The 23,563-nt window shown below is 47.0% G+C and carries 18 protein-coding genes and 1 pseudogene; 6 read left to right on the top strand and 13 right to left on the bottom strand.

Going from position 1 to position 23,563, the window contains the following annotated elements; all coding sequences use genetic code 11:
* Positions 1-524 precede the first annotated feature (524 nt).
* Positions 525-737 (top strand): stringent response modulator YtfK, encoded by a 213-nt coding sequence (locus L2744_RS19725; protein WP_248993486.1) that lies wholly within the window; start codon positions 525-527, stop codon positions 735-737.
* Here L2744_RS19725 and L2744_RS19730 read toward each other — a convergent pair.
* Positions 734-955 (bottom strand): cell division protein ZapB, encoded by a 222-nt coding sequence (locus L2744_RS19730; RefSeq protein ID WP_011791028.1) that lies wholly within the window; start codon positions 953-955, stop codon positions 734-736. The two genes, L2744_RS19725 and L2744_RS19730, sit on opposite strands and share 4 nt — an antisense overlap.
* A gap of 179 nt (positions 956-1,134) precedes the next feature.
* Between L2744_RS19730 and L2744_RS19735 the strand changes: the two genes are divergently transcribed.
* Positions 1,135-2,664: a Na+/H+ antiporter NhaC family protein gene (locus L2744_RS19735; RefSeq protein ID WP_248993487.1), complete on the top strand. Its 1,530-nt coding sequence runs from the start codon at positions 1,135-1,137 to the stop codon at positions 2,662-2,664.
* Positions 2,665-2,728: 64 nt separating this feature from the next.
* Positions 2,729-3,082 carry a RidA family protein gene (locus L2744_RS19740; protein ID WP_248993488.1) on the top strand — a complete coding sequence of 118 codons (354 nt, stop codon included), beginning with the start codon at positions 2,729-2,731 and terminating at the stop codon, positions 3,080-3,082.
* A 140-nt stretch (positions 3,083-3,222) separates the two neighbouring features.
* On the opposite strand, the gene L2744_RS19745 is transcribed toward L2744_RS19740, so the two are convergent.
* Positions 3,223-3,564, bottom strand: a complete 342-nt coding sequence (locus tag L2744_RS19745; protein WP_248993489.1) for a hypothetical protein — start codon at positions 3,562-3,564, stop codon at positions 3,223-3,225.
* 309 nt (positions 3,565-3,873) lie between these two features.
* Between L2744_RS19745 and L2744_RS19750 the strand changes: the two genes are divergently transcribed.
* Positions 3,874-4,965: a branched-chain amino acid aminotransferase gene (locus L2744_RS19750; RefSeq protein ID WP_248993490.1), complete on the top strand. Its 1,092-nt coding sequence runs from the start codon at positions 3,874-3,876 to the stop codon at positions 4,963-4,965.
* Between the two features lie 65 nt (positions 4,966-5,030).
* Here the strand turns inward: L2744_RS19750 and L2744_RS19755 are convergent, their stop codons facing one another.
* From L2744_RS19755 to L2744_RS19780, 6 genes are all read right to left on the bottom strand, one after another.
* On the bottom strand, positions 5,031-9,569 hold the full coding sequence (locus L2744_RS19755; RefSeq protein ID WP_248993491.1) for an EAL domain-containing protein: 4,539 nt from the start codon (positions 9,567-9,569) through the stop codon (positions 5,031-5,033).
* A gap of 253 nt (positions 9,570-9,822) precedes the next feature.
* Positions 9,823-11,034, bottom strand: coding sequence for a 2-methylaconitate cis-trans isomerase PrpF (prpF, locus tag L2744_RS19760; RefSeq protein WP_248993492.1), 1,212 nt, complete (start codon positions 11,032-11,034; stop codon positions 9,823-9,825).
* 139 nt (positions 11,035-11,173) lie between these two features.
* Entirely contained in the window at positions 11,174-13,777 is a 2,604-nt protein-coding gene (gene acnD, locus L2744_RS19765) for a Fe/S-dependent 2-methylisocitrate dehydratase AcnD (RefSeq protein WP_248993493.1), read from the bottom strand.
* An 80-nt stretch (positions 13,778-13,857) separates the two neighbouring features.
* Positions 13,858-14,997, bottom strand: a complete 1,140-nt coding sequence (gene prpC, locus L2744_RS19770; protein WP_248993494.1) for a bifunctional 2-methylcitrate synthase/citrate synthase — start codon at positions 14,995-14,997, stop codon at positions 13,858-13,860.
* Positions 14,998-15,272: 275 nt separating this feature from the next.
* Entirely contained in the window at positions 15,273-16,151 is an 879-nt protein-coding gene (prpB, locus tag L2744_RS19775) for a methylisocitrate lyase (RefSeq protein ID WP_248993495.1), read from the bottom strand.
* A 52-nt stretch (positions 16,152-16,203) separates the two neighbouring features.
* Positions 16,204-16,971 (bottom strand): GntR family transcriptional regulator, encoded by a 768-nt coding sequence (locus L2744_RS19780; RefSeq protein ID WP_248993496.1) that lies wholly within the window; start codon positions 16,969-16,971, stop codon positions 16,204-16,206.
* 316 nt (positions 16,972-17,287) lie between these two features.
* On the opposite strand from L2744_RS19780, the gene L2744_RS19785 reads away from it, so the two are divergent.
* Complete coding sequence (locus L2744_RS19785) at positions 17,288-17,755, top strand: 2-thiouracil desulfurase family protein (RefSeq protein WP_248993497.1); 468 nt, start codon at positions 17,288-17,290, stop codon at positions 17,753-17,755.
* A gap of 19 nt (positions 17,756-17,774) precedes the next feature.
* Here the strand turns inward: L2744_RS19785 and yihG (L2744_RS19790) are convergent, their stop codons facing one another.
* The 4 genes from yihG (L2744_RS19790) to sodC all read right to left on the bottom strand — a co-directional run bounded on the left by yihG (L2744_RS19790) (position 17,775) and on the right by sodC (position 21,960).
* Positions 17,775-18,719, bottom strand: coding sequence for a 1-acylglycerol-3-phosphate O-acyltransferase, YihG family (yihG, locus tag L2744_RS19790; RefSeq protein ID WP_248993498.1), 945 nt, complete (start codon positions 18,717-18,719; stop codon positions 17,775-17,777).
* 17 nt (positions 18,720-18,736) lie between these two features.
* Positions 18,737-19,633, bottom strand: a complete 897-nt coding sequence (gene yihG, locus L2744_RS19795) for a 1-acylglycerol-3-phosphate O-acyltransferase, YihG family (protein ID WP_248993499.1) — start codon at positions 19,631-19,633, stop codon at positions 18,737-18,739.
* 101 nt (positions 19,634-19,734) lie between these two features.
* Entirely contained in the window at positions 19,735-21,261 is a 1,527-nt protein-coding gene (locus L2744_RS19800; RefSeq protein ID WP_248993500.1) for a YifB family Mg chelatase-like AAA ATPase, read from the bottom strand.
* A gap of 177 nt (positions 21,262-21,438) precedes the next feature.
* A complete protein-coding gene (gene sodC / locus L2744_RS19805; protein WP_248993501.1) occupies positions 21,439-21,960 on the bottom strand; it encodes a superoxide dismutase [Cu-Zn] SodC in 522 nt (173 codons plus the stop codon).
* Positions 21,961-22,239: 279 nt separating this feature from the next.
* On the opposite strand from sodC, the gene L2744_RS19810 reads away from it, so the two are divergent.
* Positions 22,240-23,358: a DUF1963 domain-containing protein gene (locus L2744_RS19810; protein ID WP_248993502.1), complete on the top strand. Its 1,119-nt coding sequence runs from the start codon at positions 22,240-22,242 to the stop codon at positions 23,356-23,358.
* Positions 23,359-23,431: 73 nt separating this feature from the next.
* On the opposite strand, the pseudogene L2744_RS19815 reads toward L2744_RS19810, so the two are convergent.
* A pseudogene (locus tag L2744_RS19815) lies at positions 23,432-23,563 on the bottom strand (IS3 family transposase); the annotation flags it as partial.

Raw genomic sequence — 23,563 nt, forward strand, 5'->3', positions numbered from 1 at the left:
ATTTAAAACAGATTTGATAGTAGTAAAAAGACAGAAAGAGGCAACATAAAGATTACAGCCTTAAAAAAACAAACCCCGGTGTCAAAAACCGGGGTTTGTCATTAATCTGAAAGGAGCCCTTAGGCTCCTTTTTTTGTGGCTATTTTCGCCCAGTATAGTCATTTCTATACAGTTAGGATGATGCGCCATGGGGGGATCCCAACCACTATAACGTTTACCTATAAATGGGCAAAAAAAAACCGTACCTCCTGTCGGAGAGCACGGACTTGAGCCAGAGGGCTCATTTTTACCCTGAGTAACGCGTTTAATCTAACAGAGTGTCAAAAAAATGGCAAGCGTCATTATTATGACGATCGTGCTGATGTTGTTAGATACGCTAATATCTATATTCACACTAAATCAGGGGATTAGCTCTTTGTCGTTATAAAATATGAAAAAAAACACTAGGGTGATGAAACTCAAACGGTATGAGTTGTGTCCAACCACTGTATTCAATAACAACAAGAATGCTTGTAGGTGGTTATATGAGAGTTTTCCCTGTTTACGCACCTAAGCTTATCGTTAAGCATGCGCGTATTTTCCTCACTGGTGTTATTTGGGTTAAAGATTTAGGTAGATTGGAATTTGAGAAAGGTCGGTTCTTGCTGCCAAGAAAAAGCCTGCCAAAGGTGAAGCAGGCTATTTTAGAGCTGAACGAATTGATTGAAGCTCAGAGTCATCAAGCAAAAACAGCTTAGATTTCGCTGTTAAGTAAGCCAACAAGTCCAGTCACTTTTTCGTTCCAAGAAGCGAGTTCTTGTTGCAGTTGTTGGTTTTGCTCATTCAGTTGTTGATTGTGCTCACTCAGAGTCGAAGATTTTTGCTTCTCTTCTTCAAGCTCCATTTTAAGAAGCTCGATAGTTTCGAGTGTAGCCTGGATTTTGGTTTCCAGTTTGGACAGTAATTCAAGGCTCATCTGGAGAGTCCTATGGTTTCTGGATGGGACTGTGATTCTAGCAGTGCCAAGAACATAAGGAATAGTGATTCTTGCCGTTTGGCGAAAAAATACCCGATAACAGTGTTCTAAACTAAGTTTTTTTGCATTTGTTATTAACTCGTTAGTATTCTTGGTTTTATTTATTGTTGGAATGGCTCATGTTGCCTAGTCTGCTTGCCGTGCTTCCCCTGTTATTGACTCTTACTTTGGCCTTATTATTACGCCGAACTTTGCTTGCACTCGGGGTTGGTATCGTTTCTGGTGCTTTGGTGTTTACCCATTTCGATGTGTTACAAGCTGCACATTACTTGGTTGATACGGGCATTAAGCAGTTTTATCACCAAGGCTCTTGGCAGGGGTGGCACCTTAATGTGCTATTGGCCATGTTGCTGCTAGGTAGCATGACGCAATTATTAGCGCGTGGCGGCGCAGTGGGTCAGTTTGGTGATTGGTTATATAGCCGCATTCGTACTGAGCGACAGGCTCGGCTTGGAGTGGTTTTTCTCGGTTGGTTTGTTTTCATCGATGGTATTTTCAGTTGTCTTGCCGTTGGTCACGTATGTCAGCCGCTGAGCCAGCGTTATGGTATTCGCCATGAGCAACTCGCCTATTTGGTTGATTCAAATGCCTCTCCGCTTTGTGCTCTATTACCTTTTTCCAGTTGGGGTCCCTATGTGATGGCGCTTATCGCAGGGATTAGCTTTTTACCCGTATCACCACTTGAAGCTTTTATTGAGATCGCTTTATTTAACTTTTACGCCATTGTTACTTTAGGTCTATCTGTGCTGGTCGCTTGGTATGGGGTGGGGTTTCATTCGCTAATGGCGAAGGATCGACTCTTGGTGGAGGATAAGTTGCAGCAGGATGCTGCTACCTCACAACCGAAGAGCAAACACAATGGCAGCCCTTGGTTATTGGCGATCCCTATGTTGACGCTTTTGTCGGCTTCGGTGGGATTAACCCTTTGGTCGGGGGCACAGCAAGTTTCTTCTTGGAATATATCACTCTGGTTAGCTAAGGCCGATATTGGTGCCTCTATGCGGGATGCTTGTTTATTGGCAACCTTAGTGACTTTAGTCATGTTACGTCTCTCTGGTCGACGTATGAGGGCTTTATTCGGTGATTTGAGCCATGGTATCCGCATGATCGCCTTTGCAATCGCTATTTTGCTTTGTACTTGGATGATTGGTGCTGTGATCCAAGATCTGGGTGTGGCTACATTGTTAGCCTCGTGGGCAAAGCTTTATCTATCGCCACAGTTGCTGGTGGCAGGAATGTTTCTACTCTGCGCTGTCATGGCATTTGCAACGGGGTCGAGTTGGGGTACCTTTGCGATCATGATCCCCATAGGTGGTGAGATTGCCCACAACTTAAATGCGGATCTGTTATTGCCTGCACTAAGTGCGGTGATGGCGGGATCAGTATTTGGCGATCATTGTTCACCCATTTCAGACACCAGCGTGCTCAGTGCGACCAGTTCGGGTTGCGCTCCCCATGATCATGTTGTGAGCCAGTTGCCCTTTGCTCTCATTGCGGCATGTTCAGCCTTGGTTGGATTCCAATTAGTAAATTTAGCCGTGGCGACACCGCTAGTGTGGTTGGGCGTGATTAGCACAGGTCTTGGATTATTTGCTTTGATGTCCCGCTTTTATCCGTCTTGGCCTAAAGTTGCATTGCAAACACTTTAAGTCTTTGCGGTTAAAATACCTCACTCAATTTAAGTTTAACCATCTGATTTAAGAGATTATCCATATGAGCATTACCCGTTTAGACATCGGTACCCGCATGAGTAGCATAGTGATCCACCAAGGTACTGTGTACCTGTGTGGCCAAGTGGCGAAGGATAAGTATCAAGGCATCACCGAGCAAACCGTCACTATGCTTGAGGAAGTCGATACCTTGTTAGCGCAGGCGGGGAGCTCGCGGGAGCATTTACTGTCCGCGACGATTTATCTGAAAGATATGGGTGATTACGATGCGATGAATGCGGTATGGGATGCTTGGGTGGCTAAGGGCCACGCTCCAGCGAGAGCCTGTGTGCAAGCTGCCATTGCCGAGCCAGAATATTTGGTCGAAGTGTCTGTGACTGCGGCTGTCGCGGTTTAAGCGCTTAAAGGCCGTATCTAGAACCCTGATTAGAATCTTTTCACCGAGTACGATTACTCGGTGAATCTTTATCAGCAATACTGTTTATTTAAGTCGGCATTCATCAACGAAATAACGCTTCTTTAACGCAATCCCCTTCTTTAACCCAATAAGTATTCAGCTAAGTGCGCCGCCACAACGGGAGGATGATCCACATACTGCTCTGAGAGTGCGGTGGCAATAGTCTCAATATCTTGTTGGGCTAAGCCTTGTTCGATAATGGTAAATGCCCAAGGAGCCTCGGTTTTGAGTTTGAGGAAAGAAGGCGTTTCGACAAATTGGGCGAGTGAGTAAGCCGCACCACCTAAACCATGTCCCCAACCTTCGCTGACCTGAAAGGGTCTATCCAGATGTGCCATATCAAATTCAATGAGATGGGGATATTGGCCGTTATGCCCACCGATCCAGTGACCGATTTCAACCGATAAAATCATTCTTGTCATGCGTTGTCCTTGCTTTGGTTGTTTTTAGTGGCAATTAGCACACTGCCAAACTCTGCATTAGCCTCGAGCGGCGAAATGGCGACTATCTGGTCGAGTCTTAGGGTTTAGTTTGTCGGGAATTCGCCGCTATTGTGGCAAAAATACCTGCCATTGGCATTAGATCGAATGCGGATTGTTTTATCTTGTATCTGAGGCTGTGTGAAAGATTGAGCCAGCGTTAGCGAGTTTTTTACTGGCTTATGCGCGCCCCTCTTGACTTTATTCCTATCGCTCCCTAGTCTGCTTGTTCAGTAATCAAGGTGGTATGCGATGGAAATAACTTACAAATTAAAACCTGCGTCCGAGCGCCGTACTGAGCAATTCAAGCCCGAGGGGAATGTGGGCTTCGGTAGCCTCAGAACCGATCATATGTTTTTAATGGATTATTATGATGGGCAATGGCGTGATCCGCGCATTGTGCCCTATGGTCCATTTGAAATGGCACCGGGTGCAATGGCGTTGCATTATGGTCAGTCGATCTTCGAAGGCGCCAAAGCCTTTATGCATGAAGATGGCGAGATTTACACTTTCCGTATTAACAAGAATGCTGAGCGGATGAATCGCTCCGCCGATATTGTGTGTATTCCGAATATCGATGAGCAAATGCAAATCGACGCGATCAATGCCTTGATCGATGCAGATCGTCTCTGGTTCCCAATGCAAGAAGGCGCGTGTTTATATATTCGTCCCTTTATTTTTGCAACTGAAGATAGACTCTCCGTTAGCCCCAGTTCACGTTATACCTTCTGCGTTGTTTTAAGCCCAAGTGGTGCTTACTATGCAGCGGGTGTGAATAAAGGTATCCGTTTATTGATTAGTAAAACCTATCACCGTGCTGTTTCTGGTGGTACTGGCGCCTCTAAAGCGGCGGGTAACTACGCAGCCTCCTTGCGTGCGGGTAAAGCGGCGGCGCAGTTCGGTGCTTCGCAAGTGCTTTATCTCGACTCGACTAATCAACAGATTGAAGAAGCGGGTGCGATGAACCACTTCCATATTCTGAAAGATGGCACAGTGATTATTCCTACTTTCACCGACACCATCCTTAAGTCGATTACCTCGCAATCGATTATGGAATTGGGTGAACTGCTTGGTTGTGAAGTACGCCAAGAAACCGTGATGCTCGATAAATTTATCGCCGATATTGAGTCGGGTGAAATTATCGAGGCGGGTGGTTTTGGTACGGCAGCCGTGGTTTCAGCCGTGGGTTCCTATATTTTTGAAGATGGCCGGGTTGTCACCGTAGGCAATGGTGAAGTGGGTGAGAATATTCAGCGCATCTACAAGCTGTATACCGATATCCAAAAAGGGCATGTCAAAGGCCCCGAAGGCTGGGTCAAACCTGTACAGCGAATCGCACCTTAAATTTATATTGTTATAAAACAGAAACAGGCTCCTATAAAAGGAGCCTTTTTATTGTGCGACTCGGTTTATTGCATCAGTTGTTTAGGTTGATTACCTAATAGGGTTAAGCAGTCCTCAGCGCTTAGCGGTTTACTGAGTAGAAAGCCTTGTACCTCATCGCAGCCCTGCAGCCCTAAAAAGTTTAGCTGTGCTTGGGTTTCTACACCTTCGGCAACCACATTGAGTTCTAGACTGTGGGCTAACGCAATGATGGCACTTGTGATAGCGGCATCGTCGGGATCATTGGTGATGTCTCTGACGAATTCTCTATCGATCTTAAGTGTATCTATGGGGAAACGTTTTAAGTAGCTAAGGCTCGAATAGCCAGTCCCAAAATCATCTACCGCTATGGTCAATCCTAGGGCCTTGAGTTTAGATAAAATGCTGACAGAATCTTGAGGATTACCCATGATCATCGATTCGGTAAGTTCAAGCTCCAGTGATTGGGCGGGTAACCCAGAGACAGCAAGGGCGACCTCAATGGTGGAGATGATATCGGCTTTAAGTTGTCGAGCCGATAAATTGACCGCCATACTAATGTTATTGAAACCTAACTCATTCCACTCGGCCAATTGTTGGCAGGCATGGTTAATCACCCAATGTCCAATTTGATTGATAATCCCCGTTTCTTCCGCCAGCGGTATAAACTCTACCGGCGAAATAGGCCCGAGCTCAGTATGGTGCCAACGTAGTAGGGCCTCTACGCCAGTGAGCGAACCATCGCGCAAACTGAACTTAGGTTGGTAGACCAAACTTAGCTCATTGCGATGAATGGCTTGTTTTAGTCCGGCCTCTAATTGCACATGGCGAGTGGCGATCTCATTGAGTTTATGGGTATAAAACTGAAAATTATTTCGACCTAAAGACTTAGCATGATACATGGCCGTATCGGCAAATTTAATTAATGAGTCTGCATTGTCGGCATCATTTGGGTAGAGGCTAATGCCAATCGAGGTTGAGATAGTTAAGGACTTATCCTCTAATAGAAACGGTGCTTGGAAGGCATGTAACACCTTTTCAGAAATCAGTGTCGCGGCCTTAGTTTTAGCCACACCTTCCAAAATAATGGTGAACTCATCTCCTCCCAAGCGGGCAACAGTATCCCCTTCTCGTACCGCATTTTGCAGGCGTTTAGCCGCAGCTTTGAGCAATAAATCCCCTACATGATGCCCCATAGAATCGTTGATATGTTTAAAGCGGTCGAGATCGAGAAACAGCAACGCAACGATATTATTTGCCCTGTGTGCTTGGGTGATCGCGTGATTTAGCCTGTCTTGAAATAGGGTTCTGTTTGGCAGGCCTGTCAATGTGTCAAAACTGGCAAGGAAGCGCAGATCCTGCTCGGCTTTCTTCCGCTCTGTGATATCAGTAAATACCGCAACAAAGTGGCTAGTTTCACCTTTAATATCGATAACTTGGTTGATCTCGAGCCAAACTAATATGGCTTTACGTTGTTTATTGCGGATCCAAATTTCGCCCACCCAATGTTTGTGGCGAAGTAACTGCTGCTCGATACTATTGAATAGTTCGCGCTGTTGTTTATAGGCTAGATGCACTAAATATTTGTCGGTGATTTGGCGTTCAGAATACCCAGTAATGGCACAGAAAGCCGGATTTACTGAGCGGATTTTATAATCTAACCCAGCCACGACTACAGCTTCGTTCATGCTGTTGAGCACTTGGGATGACAGTACTAGCTCATTTTCAATCAACTTACGTGAGGTAATATTGCGGTTAGTGCCCGTCATACGCATTGGCTGCATATGTTCGTCAGTCTCAACGACTTTTCCTCGGTCTAAAATCCAAATCCATTTACCCGGACAACTTTCAATCCGATACTCGACCTCGAAGAAAGGGGTTAGACCCTGTAGATGCTCGGTCAATTCATGCTTAAATTTTTCCCTATCCTCTGGGTGTATATTTTCGTGCAACAGATTATTGCTACTCCAATGTGAGATAGATGCGTCCATATTGGTTCTATATACTTGGTTTTCTTTGATATTCCAATCCCACATCCCATCGCCGGATGCCCATAGTGCGAGCTTGAGTCGCTCTTCTGAGGCGCGGATACTGGTTTCAAATTCGCGCTGTTGTTGGCGTTTTCTCTTACGCCAGTAAAGCCCCCAGATCAATAAGCCAATAGCGAGTAAGCAATAGAGGGTATAGGCGAGCGGAGTGCGATAAAAGGGGGCGAGTACTTTTAGGTTAATTAAAAGGGTATGGGTGTCTTCACTGTTGTATTGCAATGAGTGGCGTACATGGAGCACATATTGGCCGGGATTAATATTGGTAAACGTAATTTCATTGCCAGCGGGTAATTGATGCCACTGGTGATCAAAACCCTCAAGAAAATAGCTGAAACGGTTTTTGCCCGTATAGCTAAAATCCAACGAGGTAACCTCAAAACTCACTAATTGCTCGTCGTAATTCATCACTATTGGTGGAGGACGACTTAAATCTAAAATAGTGTGATGTTTACCTGCAATCTTGTAACCCGTTAATGCGACTTTGGCCTCGCCCCTTTGATCTGGGATCGCTTGAGGATTGAAGCGATTAATGCCATTAATACCGCCAAACCAAAGGTCGCCATCGCTATCTTTAAGTTTTACAGCGCCATTAAATTCTAGCGACTGTAATCCTTCCTGTTCATTGAAGCTAATTATGTGGTTAGTAATAGGATTTAATTTGCCGATCCCTGCATTACTGCTAAACCAAATATTATGGTTTTGGTCTTCGAGAAGGGCATAAATAGTATTACTGGGTAAGCCCTGTTCGCGGCTGTAATGGCTAAAACCTAAATTTGAATGGGTGGAGGACAATTTACTGATCCCACCATGGGTGGCAAACCAAACGTCCCCGCTCGATGTCACCAAAATATCCCGAATGCGGTTATTAATAATACTGCTTTTGTGATTAGGTTGGTGGTAGAAAACCTGACCTAATTCTGTTTTCATATCTAGCTTGATAAGCCCATTGAGTGAGCCTATCCAAAGAATGTTTTTATCGGCTTTAAGGGTTAATAATAAATTTTGTTCAGGATAAAAATCCTCAATATTCGCTAAGGATACTGGTGAGAATTCATCCTCATTTATCGCTTTGCGGTACAGTGCATGGCTAGTGGCAATCCAAAGTCTATCCTGGTCATCAATCTCTAAACTGCGGATATAGTTTGGTTCCGAAGTTTGTTCTTGATTTTGGGTCACTTTAAGCAGTGAAAACTCACCACTGGGTGTTAAACGTCCGAGTCCATAGTTACTGGCAAACCAAAGTATCCCTTGATTATCTTGGGCAATATCTCGAATGACTAGATTTAAGTGGTGTTGGCTGGAACCGAGCGCCTTAGCAAAGTGTGATGAATAATGCTCATACTGGCTAAGGCCTTGGGGCAAACGTTTTAGTCCTGCTCCATCCGTTCCTATCCATAATGCTCCGTCTTGGCTACGTAATAGGGCACGTATATTATTGCTTTGCTGCGGCAGTTCGATAGTCGACTCATATAGATGCTGAAAGAACTGGCGGCGAGTGTTGATCTTATTAAGCCCTGAGTAACTGGTGCCGAGCCAGAGATTGCCGAAAGGATCTTGTAGTAGGGTTAAAATATTATTTTCACTGATGCTGTTGGTACGCTTAGTATCGTATTTATGATACGTCGCTACAAAATGGCCAGCCTCCCTATCTAATTGGATCAGCCCAGCTTCGGGTCCAACGGCCCAAATAGGCCCTAAGGGCGTTTGAATAAAATCCTTAATGTACGGAATATTGGAGTCAGTTTGCCATAATACTTCACCCTGTTGGGTCACAAGATCGTAACGCCATAGTTGATTACCTAAGGCTAGGTTAATTGAGCGTTTTGAATTTGCTTTTATTTGATGGGCAGTAACATCCTGCGGCACATTTAAGCGGGTAATGGTATTGGCACTTACAGCAAAGGTGCCGCTGTTTTGTGTACCTGCTAATAAGTAGGTATTGTCAACATTAGCAAGGCTAGTGATATTGGGCTCGACACTGTTACCTAAGCTGACTTGAGTAATGCGTTTGGTCTTTGTTGATAGGGAAAATAAGCCTGATTGAGTGCCAATCCATAGGGTACTGCCAACAATATTTAGCTTGGTGACCCTAGGTTCAGTCAGACCTTGTTCTAGCCCAAAATGTTCAAATGTCCCAGTGCTGAGATCGAGACGATTAACACCTTGGCTAAAGGTGCCTACCCAAATATATCCTTCAGGATCTTGGATAATATCGGAGACATAACTTTCAGAAATGCTGGCAGGATCATTCGGTGAATGAATAAAAAGATTAAAACTATGGCCATTATAACTGTGTAAACCATCTTGAGTGCCGATCCATAACATGCCAGCACTGTCCATAAACAGGCTAGTAATGGTATTTTGGTTTAACCCTTCTTCACTGCGAATATATTCAAATTTGAGCTGAGTATTGGCCGCACTTAATGGCAGCGCCCATCCATTTTGTGGGATCCCAAATAAACTCAAAATATAAAGAGCGCATAGAACAAGTCTGTAGATGAATGGCCTCAAATTTACCCCTATAAAACGTTTTATCATCCCGTTCGAAATGACTGTTGATCTTAGCTTAGATATCCGCGTATTTTCAGGGTATAACACAGTTGTTATTATTGTTTTTACATAGCTCAAGGATTTTAGCATTGTTTAGGGTATGCCAACATATTAGCTGATGAACAAATTATTGTTTGTGCTGTTATCTGGGATATTGGAAAAGAAAAGACCTTGCCGGAAGGGGGAGAAGCAAGGTCTTTGGTTGAACTGTTTTACTGAGATCAAACGATTTAGATAAAAGTTATGCAGCTGGCACCCGCACAAAACCTTCCATCAGCACGCGGGCGCTGCGGCTCATAATGGCTTTGACGACTGTCCATTCCCCATCCACTAAGTTTGCCTCAGCGCCAACGCGCAAGGTGCCAGAGGGATGACCGAAACGTACCGCATCTATTTTGTCCTTAGTGTCTCCGCCTGCGGCTAAGTTGACTAAAGTGCCGGGAATTGCCGCCGCCGTACCAATCGCAACGGCAGCCGTGCCCATCATAGCGTGGTGCAGTTTGCCCATAGACAGCGCGCGCACGAGTAAGTCGATTTCATCGGCATTGACGGTTTTACCGCTCGATGACACATAGGCTTTAGGCTTAGCGACAAAGGCGATCTTAGGCGTGTGTTGGCGTGCAACTGCTTCATCAATATGCGAAATCAAGCCCATACGCACGGCGCCATAGGCGCGAATGGTTTCAAATTTAGCAAGGGCGGCAGTGTCGCTATTAATATCATCCTGTAGCTCAGTGCCTGTGTAGCCTAAGTCCTGCGCGTTGATAAAAATGGTGGGAATGCCCGCGTTGATCATAGTGGCGTTAAAGCTGCCAATACCCGGCACGTCTAGCACATCGACAAGATTGCCCGTAGGGAACATGTTGCCACCGCCACTGCTGGCATCCTCATCGGCAGCCGGGTTCATAAATTCGATTTGCACTTCGGCGGCGGGAAAGGTCACACCATCGAGCTCAAAATCACCGGTTTCTTGCACTTCACCCTTGGTGATTGGCACATGGGCGATAATAGTTTTGCCTATATTGGCTTGCCAAATTCGGACTGTGCAGACGCCATTGTGTGGAATACGGGCCGTATCAATTAAGCCATTGCTGATGGCAAAGGCACCGACAGCAGCGGTCAAGTTGCCACAGTTACCGCTCCAATCGACAAAGGGTTTATCGATCGCCACTTGGCCGAACAGGTAATCGACATCGTGATCGGTTTGGGTGCTAGGGGAGAGGATCACGGTTTTGCTGGTACTCGAGGTGGCACCGCCCATACCATCGATTTGTTTACCGTAAGCGTCTGGGCTGCCAATCACTCGCAGTAACAAGGCATCACGGGCAGGGCCAGCAACTTGTGCGGCTTTAGGCAAATCCTGCAGACGGAAAAACACGCCCTTACTGGTGCCGCCGCGCATATAGGTCGCGGCGACTTTGATTTGTGGCGCGTGGATTATTGAAGCATTCATTCATTAACTCCAAAAGGACTCCCAATGGAGTCCAAATGAGCGCCAGTAACTTAATGGTGAAGTCGCTGGCGCTCGGTTTCGCTAGCTGATATTTAAGTGTCGTCTCTAACCAGACTCGAGCGTCGATTCAAATCTCGACTCAAGCCTGATTTGATTCGAGAAAGTCCTGCGCGAAGCGTTGCAATACGCCGCCCGCTTCGTAGATAGACACTTCTTCGGCGGTATCGAGACGACAGGTCACCGGCACTTCGATGCGCTCACCGTTTTTACGGGTGATAACGACAGTTAAGTCCGCTCTTGGCGCTGGCGTGCCGAGCACATCGAACACTTCTGTGCCGTCTATACCATAGGTGGCGCGGTTGTCACCGGCTTTAAATTCCAGTGGCAACACGCCCATACCGACTAAGTTAGTGCGATGAATACGCTCGAAACCTTCGGCAACAATGGCCTCCACCCCCGCTAAACGCACGCCTTTGGCTGCCCAGTCGCGGGACGAACCTTGACCGTAATCTGCGCCCGCTATGATGATCAGCGGCTGCTTACGTTCCATATAGGTTTCAATCGCTTCCCACATGCGGGTCACTTGGCCTTCTGGCTCGATACGCGTCAGTGAGCCTTGTTGCACTTTGCCATCAACCAGCGCCATTTCATTTTTAAGCTTGGGATTAGCAAAGGTTGCGCGCTGGGCGGTTAAGTGATCCCCCCTGTGGGTGGCGTAGGAGTTAAAGTCTTCCTCCGGCAAGCCCATTTTGTGCAGGTATTCGCCCGCGGCGCTGTCCATCATAATGGCGTTCGACGGCGATAAATGGTCTGTGGTGATGTTGTCCCCCAGCACCGCCAATGGTCGCATGCCTTTTAACGTGCGCTCTCCCGCCAATGCGCCTTCCCAGTAGGGGGGGCGACGAATATAAGTGGATTGTGGGCGCCAATCGTACAGCGGGCTGATTTGTTCGCCATAATCGACGGCCAAATCGAACATGGGCTCGTACACTTTACGGAACTGCTCAGGTTTAACACTTGTCGCAATTACGGCATCGATTTCTTCATCCGATGGCCAAATGTCGATAAGTTTGACGGGGTTGCCGTCTTTATCTAATCCCAACACATCCTTTTCGATATCGAAACGTATGGTGCCTGCTATCGCGTAGGCGACGACCAATGGCGGCGATGCTAAGAAAGCTTGTTTAGCATAGGGGTGAATACGGCCATCGAAGTTACGGTTACCCGATAACACAGCGGTGGCGTACAAGTCGCGGTCGATCACTTCTTTTTGAATCACTGGGTCCAGCGCGCCACTCATACCGTTACACGTCGTGCAGGCAAACCCAACAATCCCAAAGCCGAGTTGTTCAAGTTCAGGCAATAGCTTGGCTTCTTCCAAATATAATTGCACCGCTTTTGAGCCGGGTGCCAGTGAGGTTTTGACCCAAGGTTTGCGGCTTAAGCCTTTAGCGTTGGCGTTGCGGGCAATGAGGCCTGCGGCAATCACGTTGCGTGGGTTACTGGTGTTAGTACAGCTGGTAATCGCCGCAATAATCACAGCCCCATCGGGCATTAAGCCGGGCTCGTTTTCGACTACGCCACTAATACCACGTGCCGCGAGTTCTGATGTTGGCACCCGTGCATGTGGGTTTGATGGCCCTGCAATGGTGCGCACCACCGAAGATAAATCAAAATGCAGTACGCGCGGATAGTGCACTTCAGTCAAGCTGTCGGCCCACAAACCTGCGGTTTTGGCATAGGTTTCAACCAGCTTAACTTGCTCGGCTTCGCGGCCAGTTAAGGTTAAATAATCTAAGGTTTGCTGGTCGATGTAGAACATGGCCGCAGTGGCGCCAAACTCAGGTGTCATATTCGAAATCGTGGCGCGATCGCCTAATGTCAGCGCCGCTGCGCCTTCACCGAAGAACTCTAAGTAAGATGACACGACTTTTTGTGCGCGTAGAAACTCGGTCAAGGCCAATACGATATCGGTAGCCGTAATGCCAGGCTGCGGTCTGCCCGTGAGTTCAACACCAATAATGTCCGGTAGACGCATATAGGATGCGCGCCCTAGCATCACGCTTTCGGCTTCTAAGCCGCCGACACCTATGGCGATAACGCCGAGCGCATCAACGTGCGGCGTGTGGCTATCGGTGCCGACTAAGGTATCGGGGAAGGCCACACCATTACGTGAATGCACCACAGGCGACATACGTTCTAAGTTAATTTGGTGCATGATGCCGTTACCCTGAGGGATAACATCGATGTTTTTAAAGGCTTTTTGCGTCCAATTAATAAAGTGGAATCTGTCTTCGTTGCGTCTGTCTTCGATGGCGCGGTTTTTGGCAAAGGCGTCTTTATCAAAACCACCAAATTCGACAGCGAGTGAGTGATCCACAATTAATTGTGTTGGTACAACAGGGTTCACTTTGGCCGGATCGCCACCCTTAGCGGCAATAGCATCACGCAGACCCGCAAGATCAACTAAGGCGGTTTGCCCCAAAATATCATGGCACACCACGCGGGCAGGAAACCAAGGGAAATCCAGTTCTTGCTTAGATTCGATAATCTGTTTTAGCGAGTCGGTTAGTACCGCCGGATCGCAGCGACGGACTAAGTTTTCAGCTAAAACGCGCGAGGTGTAAGGTAGTTTGGCATACGAGCCAGCTTGAATGGCTTCTACGGCTTCGCGGGTATCGAAGTAATCGAGTTGAGTGCCGGGTAAGGGCTTGCGATATTGGGTATTCATAGCAGTGCTCATAACATCATCCATTTCGGAAAATGAAGTTGGCGCGAGACTTACATTGAGTGAAATCTCGCGCCAAGTGTGGTCAGTTTTGCTTAACGGTTGGCAATCGGTACCACTTTGCGCGGTGCAACGCCCACATAATCGGCACTCGGGCGGATGATGCGGTTGTTAGAGCGTTGCTCCATCACGTGCGCCGCCCAGCCTGTGACGCGTGAACACACGAAGATTGGCGTAAACAACTTAGTCGGAATATCCATGTAGTGGTAAGCGCTGGCGTGGAAGAAGTCAGCATTACAGAAGAGTTTTTTCTGTTCCCACATCAGGGCTTCGCAGGCAACTGATACGCGGTATAGGCGGTCGTCACCGTTGGCAGCCGCCAGTTTTTCTGACCATTCTTTGATGATGGCATTACGTGGATCGCTGTCGCGATAAATTGCGTGACCGAAGCCCATGATCTTATCTTTACGCTCGAGTTTGCCCATTAAGATGTCGCACGCATCGGCTTCATCTTTCATGTCTTGAATGAGTTCCATCGCCGCTTCGTTCGCGCCGCCATGCAGCGGGCCGCGCAGTGAACCAATCGCCCCTGTGACGCATGAATGCATGTCTGACAGGGTGGAAGCACATACGCGAGCGGTAAAGGTAGATGCGTTAAATTCATGTTCTGCATAAAGAATTAACGATACGTCCATCACTTTAGCATGCAGTGCCGACGGCGCTTTACCGTGTAATAAATGCAGGAAGTGCGCGCCAATTTGATCGTCATCGGTTTCAGTATCGATACGCACGCCATCGTGGCTAAAGCGATACCAGTAACAGATGATTGATGGGAACGCGGCGAGTAAACGGTCGGTAATTTCACTCTGATCGCTAAAGCTGTGCTCGGCTTCTAAGTTGCCTAGCATAGAGCAGCCAGTACGCATCACATCCATAGGATGAGTCTCGGCAGGAATGCGCTCTAATACTTCTTTTAATGCTTGCGGTAGACCGCGAAGGCCTTTGAGTTTGGTTTTGTAGGCATCAAGCTGTGCTTGAGTGGGCAGCTCGCCGTAAAGAATCAGGTAGGCGACTTCTTCGAAGGTGGCATTTTCACCGAGATCTTTCACATCATAACCGCGGTACGTTAGGCCCGAGCCTGACACGCCCACTGTGCTCAATGCAGTTTCGCCTGCACTCTGGCCACGTAATCCTGCACCGCTTAGCTTTTTATCGATAGTTTTAGCTTCTGACATAATCCTTCCCTTCCGTTAACTCTGTTTGGTTATTGCTGGCGGATTTCAGTGCTCATTTCAGAGCACTTATTCGCCGACATTTATTGGTTAAGGCTGCACTTTTTATTTAACTTGTTTAACGCTAAATCTGCTTTAACGCCAAACCCTGTAGGGTTGCAGCTTTTCGGTGACGCCTTGCTGCTTGGGGCAAAACGTCTGGGTTTCAGTAACAACATGAGCTTGCGCTTCTACTGACAATCCATGGTCTTGTGTATTTTGCTTTCTCGCTTGCTTAGCTATTTATCTTGGCTGAACAGTTGATCTAACTTGTCTTCAAAGGCGTGGTAGCCCAAGTACTTATACAAGTCTCTACGGGTCTGCATAGTGTCTAGCACGTTGCGTTGATGACCATCATTCATCAGCGCTTGCATGACGTTCAGTGCGGCTTGGTTGGCTGCACGGAAAGTACCGAGTGGGTAAAGCACCATGTCGGCACCCGCCTCGGCGAGTTCTTCTTTATTGAACAATTGGGTTTGACCAAATTCAGTCATGTTCGCCAAAATCGGTGCTTTAACTTGAGCCTTGAAGTGGCGATATTGGTCTAGCTCAGTTAAGGCTTCGGCGAAGATCATGTCAGCACCGGCGGCGATATACGCTTGAGCACGTTCAATACCCGCTTCTAAACCTTCCACGGCAACCGCATCGGTACGCGCCATGATCACAAAGTTAGGATCGGTACGGGCATCGACTGCCGCTTTAATGCGATCGACCATTTCTTCAATGCTCACAACCGCTTTGTTGGGTCTATGTCCGCAACGCTTCTGCGACACTTGGTCTTCCATGTGCACAGCGGCTACGCCAACTTTTTCGAACTCTTTGATGGTGCGAGCAATGTTGAATGCGCCGCCCCAGCCAGTATCGATATCGACCAATAAAGGCACTTGCGTGGCTGAGGTGATACGACCTGCATCAATCAGCACGTCATTCATTGAGGTCATGCCCAAGTCAGGCAAACCGTAGGAAGCATTGGCAACGCCAGCGCCCGAAAGATACAAGGCTTGGAAGCCAGTTTGCTCTGCCATTAAGGCAAAATAGGCATTGGTGGTGCCAACGATTTGTAACGGTTTGGCCTTAGCAAGAGCTTGGCGAAAACGTAATCCTGCGCTTTGGGTCATGGTTTTATCCTTTTCCATTTTATGGGAAGTGGGCATATTGAGCCGTAAGAACTTAGCTAATGTTGGCTAAGGTTTCTTTTGCGGCTGCATTGGCTTGCAATTCAATTAAGCGTAATTCGGTATTTTTACGCCCCTGTTCGATATGGCGGCGCATCAGCAAACTGGCCAACTCACCATCGCGCTGGGCAATGGCTTCGACTATGCGTCTGTGTTCGGCAATCGCTTTCACGGGGCGATTTTTATTGGTGCACTGGTAGCGGTACATACGCAGCAGGTGATACAGGCCGCCGACTAAGGTTTCCTGCAGATGCTTGTTACCGCTGGCTTGAATAATTTGGTAGTGGAAGTCGACATCGCCTTCCTCTTGGAAGTAAGTATCGCCCTTGGCGAGCGCCGCTTCTTGTGTTGCGAGCAGATCTTCTAGCTTGGCTAATTGTTCTGGGGTGATACGGCTGGCGGCGAGTTCGCAGGCCATGCCTTCGAGCACGCTACGTAGTTGATATAAATCGTTTAATTCACTCACTGTCAGCTGGGCGACGCGGGCGCCAACATGGGGCGCACGCACCACTAAACGTTGTCTTTCTAAGGTTTGCAGGGCTTCGCGGGTCGGGCCGCGGCTGATGCCGTATTTTTCGGCCAGTGCTTGCTCGTTAATCTTGCTGCCTGCAGGCAGTTCGCCCTTGATGATGCTGGTTTGGATCTGCACCAAAATTTGATCGGCTAATGTGATCGACGTTTTATCTGCCGAGGTCGATTTGACCTTGTGCAGGTGGGAAACTGGGGCTTCATCTGGGACGAACGTCGTGTCTTGCTTCAACATAGAGCGCATCACTATTAATAGGATTGTCGACAATGGGTAAAAAAATAGCCCTGTCTTGGTATATTGTCAACAATACGTTGACTTAGACGTAAGTCTATATCTCTAGGTGACGTTTATTTTGTAATTGATTAATAACAATTTTAAGTTTATTTTCTGTTCTGTTAATTTTTGTAAGTGAAATTTTAAATATTAAATTGTCGACAATTTTATTGTTTTAGCGATTTATATTACCGAGGTAAACTCTTCTCTGGGGTAGGCTCAACAATTTGTTGAGCATGGTCACCCATGGAGATAGTCGGATAAGGGGCGGGATAGAGTGGAAAAAATACTGGTGAGTAGCTGTTTACTCGGACAAGCGGTGCGTTATGACGGTGGGCATAACCTGATGGATAGTCACATTGTGCAACAGTGGAGTGAACAGGGACGGATTGTGGCGATTTGCCCTGAATGTGCGGGAGGTTTACCCACACCAAGACCGCCAGCGGAGCGGGTTGGGGAGCTTATCTTAACTGCTCAAGGTGAAGATGTGACCCTCGCTTTTAGTCTTGGAGCTGATATTGCCCTTAAGCTGGCGCAGCAGGAAAGGATTAAAGTAGCGATTCTAAAAGCCCGCAGTCCATCCTGTGGTAATAAGCAGATCTACGATGGTCAATTTGCGAAGCAATTAATCGCGGGACAGGGATTAACGGCTGAAAAACTCAGCGCCGCAGGAATAACCGTGTTCAATGAATTTGAGTTATCTGATGCGGCGGCATTCGTTGCAGAGCTAGAAGCTAGAAGCTAGCAGCTAGCAGCGTAAGACGTTAGCTAGCTTGAGTGTGATTTTGGCGGGCGGCACTATCTGCCACATTTTGGTTGGTGTGGAGCAAAGCGTGAATTTGTTGATCTTTTTCCGCCCAAACTTGGTTTAACCAGCGTTGAAACTCAACGCGATATTCAGATTCGGCGAAATAACGTGTCGCATCAACCTGAGGCACGGGCAGGGCATTGATCCGCACAATTATCTTATTCACTTTGCCGTTCATCACGCCAAATAAGATATCTTCTGGCGCATCTGGGTAGACGATTGTCATGTCTAGCAGATTGGTAAATTGCTCGCCCATGGCCGAAAGGGTAAAGGCGATACCGCCAGCTTTAGGGCGCAGTAAATAGTGATAAGGTGAATCCTGACGCTGACGCTTATCTTGGGTAAAACGGCTACCTTCAACATAGTTGATAATTGAGGTGGGCATATTTCTAAACTTTTCACAGGCACGGCGAGTCGTGGCTAAGTCTTTACCCTTAAGCTTTGGATTTTTTTTGAGTTTTGCAGGGCTGGTTCTGTCCATAAAGGGCATGTCCAGTGCCCAACACCCAAGACCCATAATAGGCACATAGATGAGTTCTTTTTTGAGGAAGAACTTCAGCATAGGGATGTGATTACGCAACACGTAAGTTTGCGCGGCGATATCGAATCCACTGAGGTGGTTGCTGATCAGTAAATACCAGCTATTCTTATCGAGTCCTTCTAACCCTTGCACATCCCACTCAATTTTAGCGATCAAATACAGAATGCCACCGTTACAGCAGGCCCAGGCCCACATAAAACGATTCATTACCGTTGTCACCGCATTGCGTGCTCCTTGCGCTGGCATCAAGATTTTCACTAATCCGCCAAGGCTGATGAGCGAGCCCCAAACGGCGGTATTAATGATCAGTAAACTTAGGCTGAGGATAAAAAGCACTGAGCCTGGCAGGAAATTCAACATATTGGCGTAACCCTTACTTATTCTTTATCGACTTGGCCAGCGAGTTGGTTTATCACTTGATCCTTGCTGAGCCAGAGTTGATTCAACTGTTCTTGAAAGCCAATTTTAAATTCACGGTCATTCATATAATCGCCGCGCATGGCAGGGCTGATATCTGACACCTTTATGTGTACTTTAACCGTTGGCAGTTTGCCTGTCAGGTAGTCCCAGTAGCTTGGAATATGGTCTGGGTAGTAGATTGCGACATCCACTAACTTGTGGATCTGTTCTCCCATGGCGGATAGCGCGAAGGCCATGCCGCCAGCTTTTGGTTTTAACAAATGTTGGAACTGTGAGTTTTGCTTTTTATGCTTGGCTTTGCTGAAGCGTGTGCCTTCGACAAAGTTCATTACACTGACGGGCTTTGCCTTGAATTTAGCGCAAGCTTTACGTGTAATTTCAATATCTTTGCCTTTTAACTTCGGATTTTTCTTAAGCTGTGATGTGCTATAACGGCGCATAAAAGGAAAGTCCAACGCCCACCAAGCGAGCCCAAGCACAGGCACAAAAATCAGCTGCTGTTTTAGGAAAAATTTAAGGAAGGGGATTTTGCGATTAAATACCCGTTGCAGGATTAAAATATCCACCCAAGACTGGTGGTTAGCGATGACCATATACCACTCTTTGGTTGAAAATTGGGTATCGCCAGTCAGCTCGATTTTTACCGGGTGCAACAGGCGTTCAATCACGCCATTAACGCTAATCCACGCACTGGCGCAAAAGTCGAGCACATAGCTGGTGGCGGTTCTAGTGGGGCCAAAAGGGATAAGCTTGATAAAGCTTATCAAGACAATTGGAATAGTCCAAAAAAGCGTATTAATGACGTAGCCTAAGAATGCTATGCAGCCTTTTAACTGTGAAAATAGCGTCCCCATTCGAGCCCCCTAAAAAAAATTGGAGGCCTATGTTACTCGGTGTCGGCGTTTGGCTCAATCTTAGGCACAGCTGGTCGGTGCATTTGTTAACATTCATTAGCTCAATATTGCTGGGATAAACGTGCAAGCAGCCTATCCATAGCGCGATATCCTAAGGCTTGAGCCAAGTGGCGACGTTCGGTGTTGGGCGCTTGTTCAAGATCGGCGATAGTGCGGGCGACTCGTTGAATACGATGAAAACTACGCACAGAAAGCCCAAGTTTGACTACGCTTTGCTCTAAAAAGATAAGGTCGGCATCAGTTAAGCCGCTGAAGAGTTTCAGTTGCTTGCCTGTCAGTTCGCTATTGAGCACACCTGCTCGGGCGAGTTGTGTCTCCCTTGCCTGCTTGACGCGCTTGGCAATGTCTTTACTGGTTTCCGTATGCGGCGCCGCTTGAGTTAAGGTTCCAGCAGGGAGTTTAGGTACTTCTATGGTTAAATCGAAGCGATCGAGAAACGGGCCTGAAAGCCGCGAAAGATAGCGTTGAATTTGTTCAGGGCTCGATCTGTGATGGCTATCGATATCGCCGCTCGGGCTGGGGTTCATGGCGGCAATCAATTGAAATCGACTCAAAAATGTCAGTTTAGCGGCGGCGCGGGAAATGACCACTTCGCCCGTTTCCATTGGTTCTCGCAGGCAATCTAAGACTTTGCGAGGAAATTCTGCGACTTCGTCTAAAAACAACACTCCACGGTGGGCGAGGGAGATCTCGCCCGGTTTTGGAATACTGCCGCCACCGACGAGGGAAATCGACGAACTTGTATGGTGCGGCGCCCTAAATGGTCGCTGTAAAAAATGCTGCGGTTTAATGTCGAGTCCAGCCACGGAATGAATTGCCGCCACTTCTAATGCTTCCTCATAATTGAGCGCGGGTAAAAGCGCCATCATGCGGCTGGCAAGCATAGTTTTGCCTGTGCCCGGTGGGCCTAGCATCAAGAGGTTATGGCTACCCGCAGCAGCAATTTCGAGTGCTTGCTTAGCCTGATATTGGCCAATAACATCACTTAGGCAAGTATGGAACTCAGGTATCTCTTGGCTAATCCATTCTAATTGCGGTGCTAGCGTGGGAAGTTGGCTCTGCCCCTGTAAATAGGCGGCGAGACTTTGCAGATGTGAGCCAAACAACACCTTGGGATAACCGACTAGCTCGGCATCATGGCGGTTATCGAGCGGTAATATCAAGGTATGATCTTGGCGCTTAGCGGCAATAATCGCCGGTAATAATCCTTGGCAATAACGTATGTGCCCAGAGAGCGCCAACTCACCGACAAACTCGATATTTTTTAAATTATTAACCGGGATTTGTTCCGAGGCAGCCAGTATGCCCACGGCTATGGGTAAATCGTAGCGACCACCTTGCTTAGGTAAGTCTGCTGGCGCGAGGTTGACTGTTATCCTGCGCATTGGAAATTCAAAACCTGCGTTGATCAGTGCGCTACGCACTCGCTCGCGGGCTTCCTTTACCGAGGCTTCGGGTAATCCCACTAGATTAAATGCGGGTAGGCCATTACTGAGGTGTACTTCAACCGTGACTTCGGGTGCTTCGACCCCGCAACTGGCTCGAGTATTGACGCAGGCAATTGCCATAAACAAATCCTTTTGTTGAACTTTTTACGCAGAATTTGAGTGTAGCAGTAAATGGGAAGATGGCTTTGCTATCAGCCTTTTGTTCTGGTTTCATCAATCGATAAAGCGCTTTAGGGCAGAAGTGCATAAGCCAAAAGCCAACGAAAAATGGCTTTTGGCACGCTAAATGATATTAACTTATTTGATGACACCACAAGCCATACGAGCACCGCCACCACCAAGAGGCACCGGATGATCTGAGTGATTATCGCCACCAACATGGACCATCAAAGATTTACCTTTAACATCTTTTACATTCAGGCGAGGAGCGAGTACTGCTGTTGTGGCCTTACCATGTTCATCGGCATATAAAGGAGGTAAATCGCCTTTATGATTGTTTGTTGACCACGGCGTTCCATGTTTTCCCGTACTGTCTGGATCATAATGTCCACCTGCACCTCCTCCTAATACTGTTTTTCCATCTTTAGTCGCTGGCTCGCAACTGCCAGTTTGATGCACATGAAAACCATGTACTCCAGGTGTTAAAGATGACAGGTCTGGGGTGAGAACAAGACCATACTCAGAGTCATTTAGGCTAATAGTGCCAATTGGGGTATTACCATCTGCACTCAACAACTCCATGGTTACTTGAGACTCTTGTGCTAACGCGGTGCCACTAAGCAACAATATTGAGAGTGAGGCTAAATATAACTTGTTCATTTTATAGTGTCCTTTAATAAAATTAATCTCAACCATACATAATAGCTGTTCACTTTTCAATCAATGTAAAGTTGTGTTAATCGAGTTAGAGTGGTGTACTGGCACGTTTTGGGGAAATTGCTTTTTAACTTTGGTCATTACAGCGTCTTTTATTATTCACGATCCCTCGAAATACTGGGCTTTAACACTGGAATACATTAGTCTCTTGCTAGAATAAAAATCTGACAAGCTTATGATGTCTATGCTAAAAAGTCTCAACTGGAGCCAGTGAGATGAAATATGGACATATTATTAGCTGAAAATTCCCCAATCCGTCAGAAATTGCTTGAGCAGAAGCTTGAACAATTCAAAGACGTCCATGTCGCCCATGCCATGTCAGGTGTTATCCGCAGTAGTGTTGACTTGTATCCATTTGCGCAAGAGGACTATTCAAACCGAGGTAACAGCAGGCTTGGAGGCTTACCTGATTTACCCGATGATGTCGCTTATCCTGTCACCTTGGTGGATAGGGAGACAATGCTAGCAGCTTACACTGAGGAATATGGTCACTGTGAGGATTATGGATACTCAAACGACGAGCTGAATGAGTGGATCCATTATCCTTGGGATGAAGAGGCGCAGGCTTATCGCGTGCCTATGCAGTTTATAGCACAACTAAACTGCGCAGAGCTTGCTGATTTACAAACGTATTTACCCCGCGAAGGGACTTTATTTTTCTTCCTAGAACAAATCGATTTTTCAGCGCGGTTAGTGGGCCGTGTCTGCTATGTGGCGGACAATGACAGTCTGAAAACGGGCATTCGTTTTGCTAACTTAACACTCGGTTTCGACTCAACCTTAGGCACAGTATCTGCACGTAAAGCTAAAGCTATTGCGAGTGTAAGAATGGCGGATGCCTACACCATCAATGATCAAAACCCCCATTTCAGTCAGCTGTTTTTAGCGCGCTTACAGGAGCTTACATCAACGCAGCAGTTGGAGTGTCTCGAGACCATTGAAGATTTGTGTTGCGATGGATTAAAAGAAGAGTGGCAAGCGCAATTTAGAGCCTTTGAATTAATTGATATGAACTATAAGGGATTTATTCCGGGAGAGGTTGTTACACCCGAACAGATGGAGCGGCTGACGACTATGCCACAGTATCTCAAGCAGTTAATCGAGGCCAATCAACCCATGCCCTTTTATGATGGAATTGCTAGCATCAATGGATTTGGCTTTAGTCAGCACCAAGTGCCTGAATACCATGCAGCCTTGGCCTTAGGAGGCGGCGCCGAAGATTATATGGTGTTACTGAAAGTCGCCGTGGGTGAGAATCATGATCCCCTTAATTTTATTATTCACCGTGACGATCTTGCTGCACAAAAATTCGACCATATTTACGCCGTATTTGATTACTAATAAATAAGTTATTTAATAATATCAATTTCTTACGGCGTTCAGATCCCTAGGCCGACTGTAAACATTGTAGTGGTCAACTAAATTTGGCCACAAGTTTAGAATCTAACCAAAATCGTCGCTCTGATTCATTTGGGCTCAATCCTGCATTGTAATGATGTGGCCTGACTTCACAGTAATAACCAATGATGTAATCAGTCACATCTTG

It is taken from the genome of Shewanella profunda (genome assembly GCF_023283765.1).
Classification (GTDB): domain Bacteria; phylum Pseudomonadota; class Gammaproteobacteria; order Enterobacterales; family Shewanellaceae; genus Shewanella; species Shewanella profunda.

Bases quoted from the DNA above. Each gene is read 5' to 3' on its own strand.
- L2744_RS19725 (WP_248993486.1), top strand. From the start codon at position 525: ATGAGAGTTTTCCCTGTTTACGCACCTAAGCTTATCGTTAAGCATGCG.
- L2744_RS19730 (WP_011791028.1), bottom strand. From the start codon at position 955: ATGAGCCTTGAATTACTGTCCAAACTGGAAACCAAAATCCAGGCTACA.
- L2744_RS19735 (WP_248993487.1), top strand. From the start codon at position 1,135: ATGTTGCCTAGTCTGCTTGCCGTGCTTCCCCTGTTATTGACTCTTACT.
- L2744_RS19740 (WP_248993488.1), top strand. From the start codon at position 2,729: ATGAGCATTACCCGTTTAGACATCGGTACCCGCATGAGTAGCATAGTG.
- L2744_RS19745 (WP_248993489.1), bottom strand. From the start codon at position 3,564: ATGACAAGAATGATTTTATCGGTTGAAATCGGTCACTGGATCGGTGGG.
- L2744_RS19750 (WP_248993490.1), top strand. From the start codon at position 3,874: ATGGAAATAACTTACAAATTAAAACCTGCGTCCGAGCGCCGTACTGAG.
- L2744_RS19755 (WP_248993491.1), bottom strand. From the start codon at position 9,569: ATGATAAAACGTTTTATAGGGGTAAATTTGAGGCCATTCATCTACAGA.
- prpF (WP_248993492.1), bottom strand. From the start codon at position 11,034: ATGAATGCTTCAATAATCCACGCGCCACAAATCAAAGTCGCCGCGACC.
- acnD (WP_248993493.1), bottom strand. From the start codon at position 13,777: ATGAGCACTGCTATGAATACCCAATATCGCAAGCCCTTACCCGGCACT.
- prpC (WP_248993494.1), bottom strand. From the start codon at position 14,997: ATGTCAGAAGCTAAAACTATCGATAAAAAGCTAAGCGGTGCAGGATTA.
- prpB (WP_248993495.1), bottom strand. From the start codon at position 16,151: ATGACCCAAAGCGCAGGATTACGTTTTCGCCAAGCTCTTGCTAAGGCC.
- L2744_RS19780 (WP_248993496.1), bottom strand. From the start codon at position 16,971: ATGTTGAAGCAAGACACGACGTTCGTCCCAGATGAAGCCCCAGTTTCC.
- yihG (WP_248993498.1), bottom strand. From the start codon at position 18,719: ATGTTGAATTTCCTGCCAGGCTCAGTGCTTTTTATCCTCAGCCTAAGT.
- yihG (WP_248993499.1), bottom strand. From the start codon at position 19,633: ATGGGGACGCTATTTTCACAGTTAAAAGGCTGCATAGCATTCTTAGGC.
- L2744_RS19800 (WP_248993500.1), bottom strand. From the start codon at position 21,261: ATGGCAATTGCCTGCGTCAATACTCGAGCCAGTTGCGGGGTCGAAGCA.
- sodC (WP_248993501.1), bottom strand. From the start codon at position 21,960: ATGAACAAGTTATATTTAGCCTCACTCTCAATATTGTTGCTTAGTGGC.
- L2744_RS19810 (WP_248993502.1), top strand. From the start codon at position 22,240: ATGGACATATTATTAGCTGAAAATTCCCCAATCCGTCAGAAATTGCTT.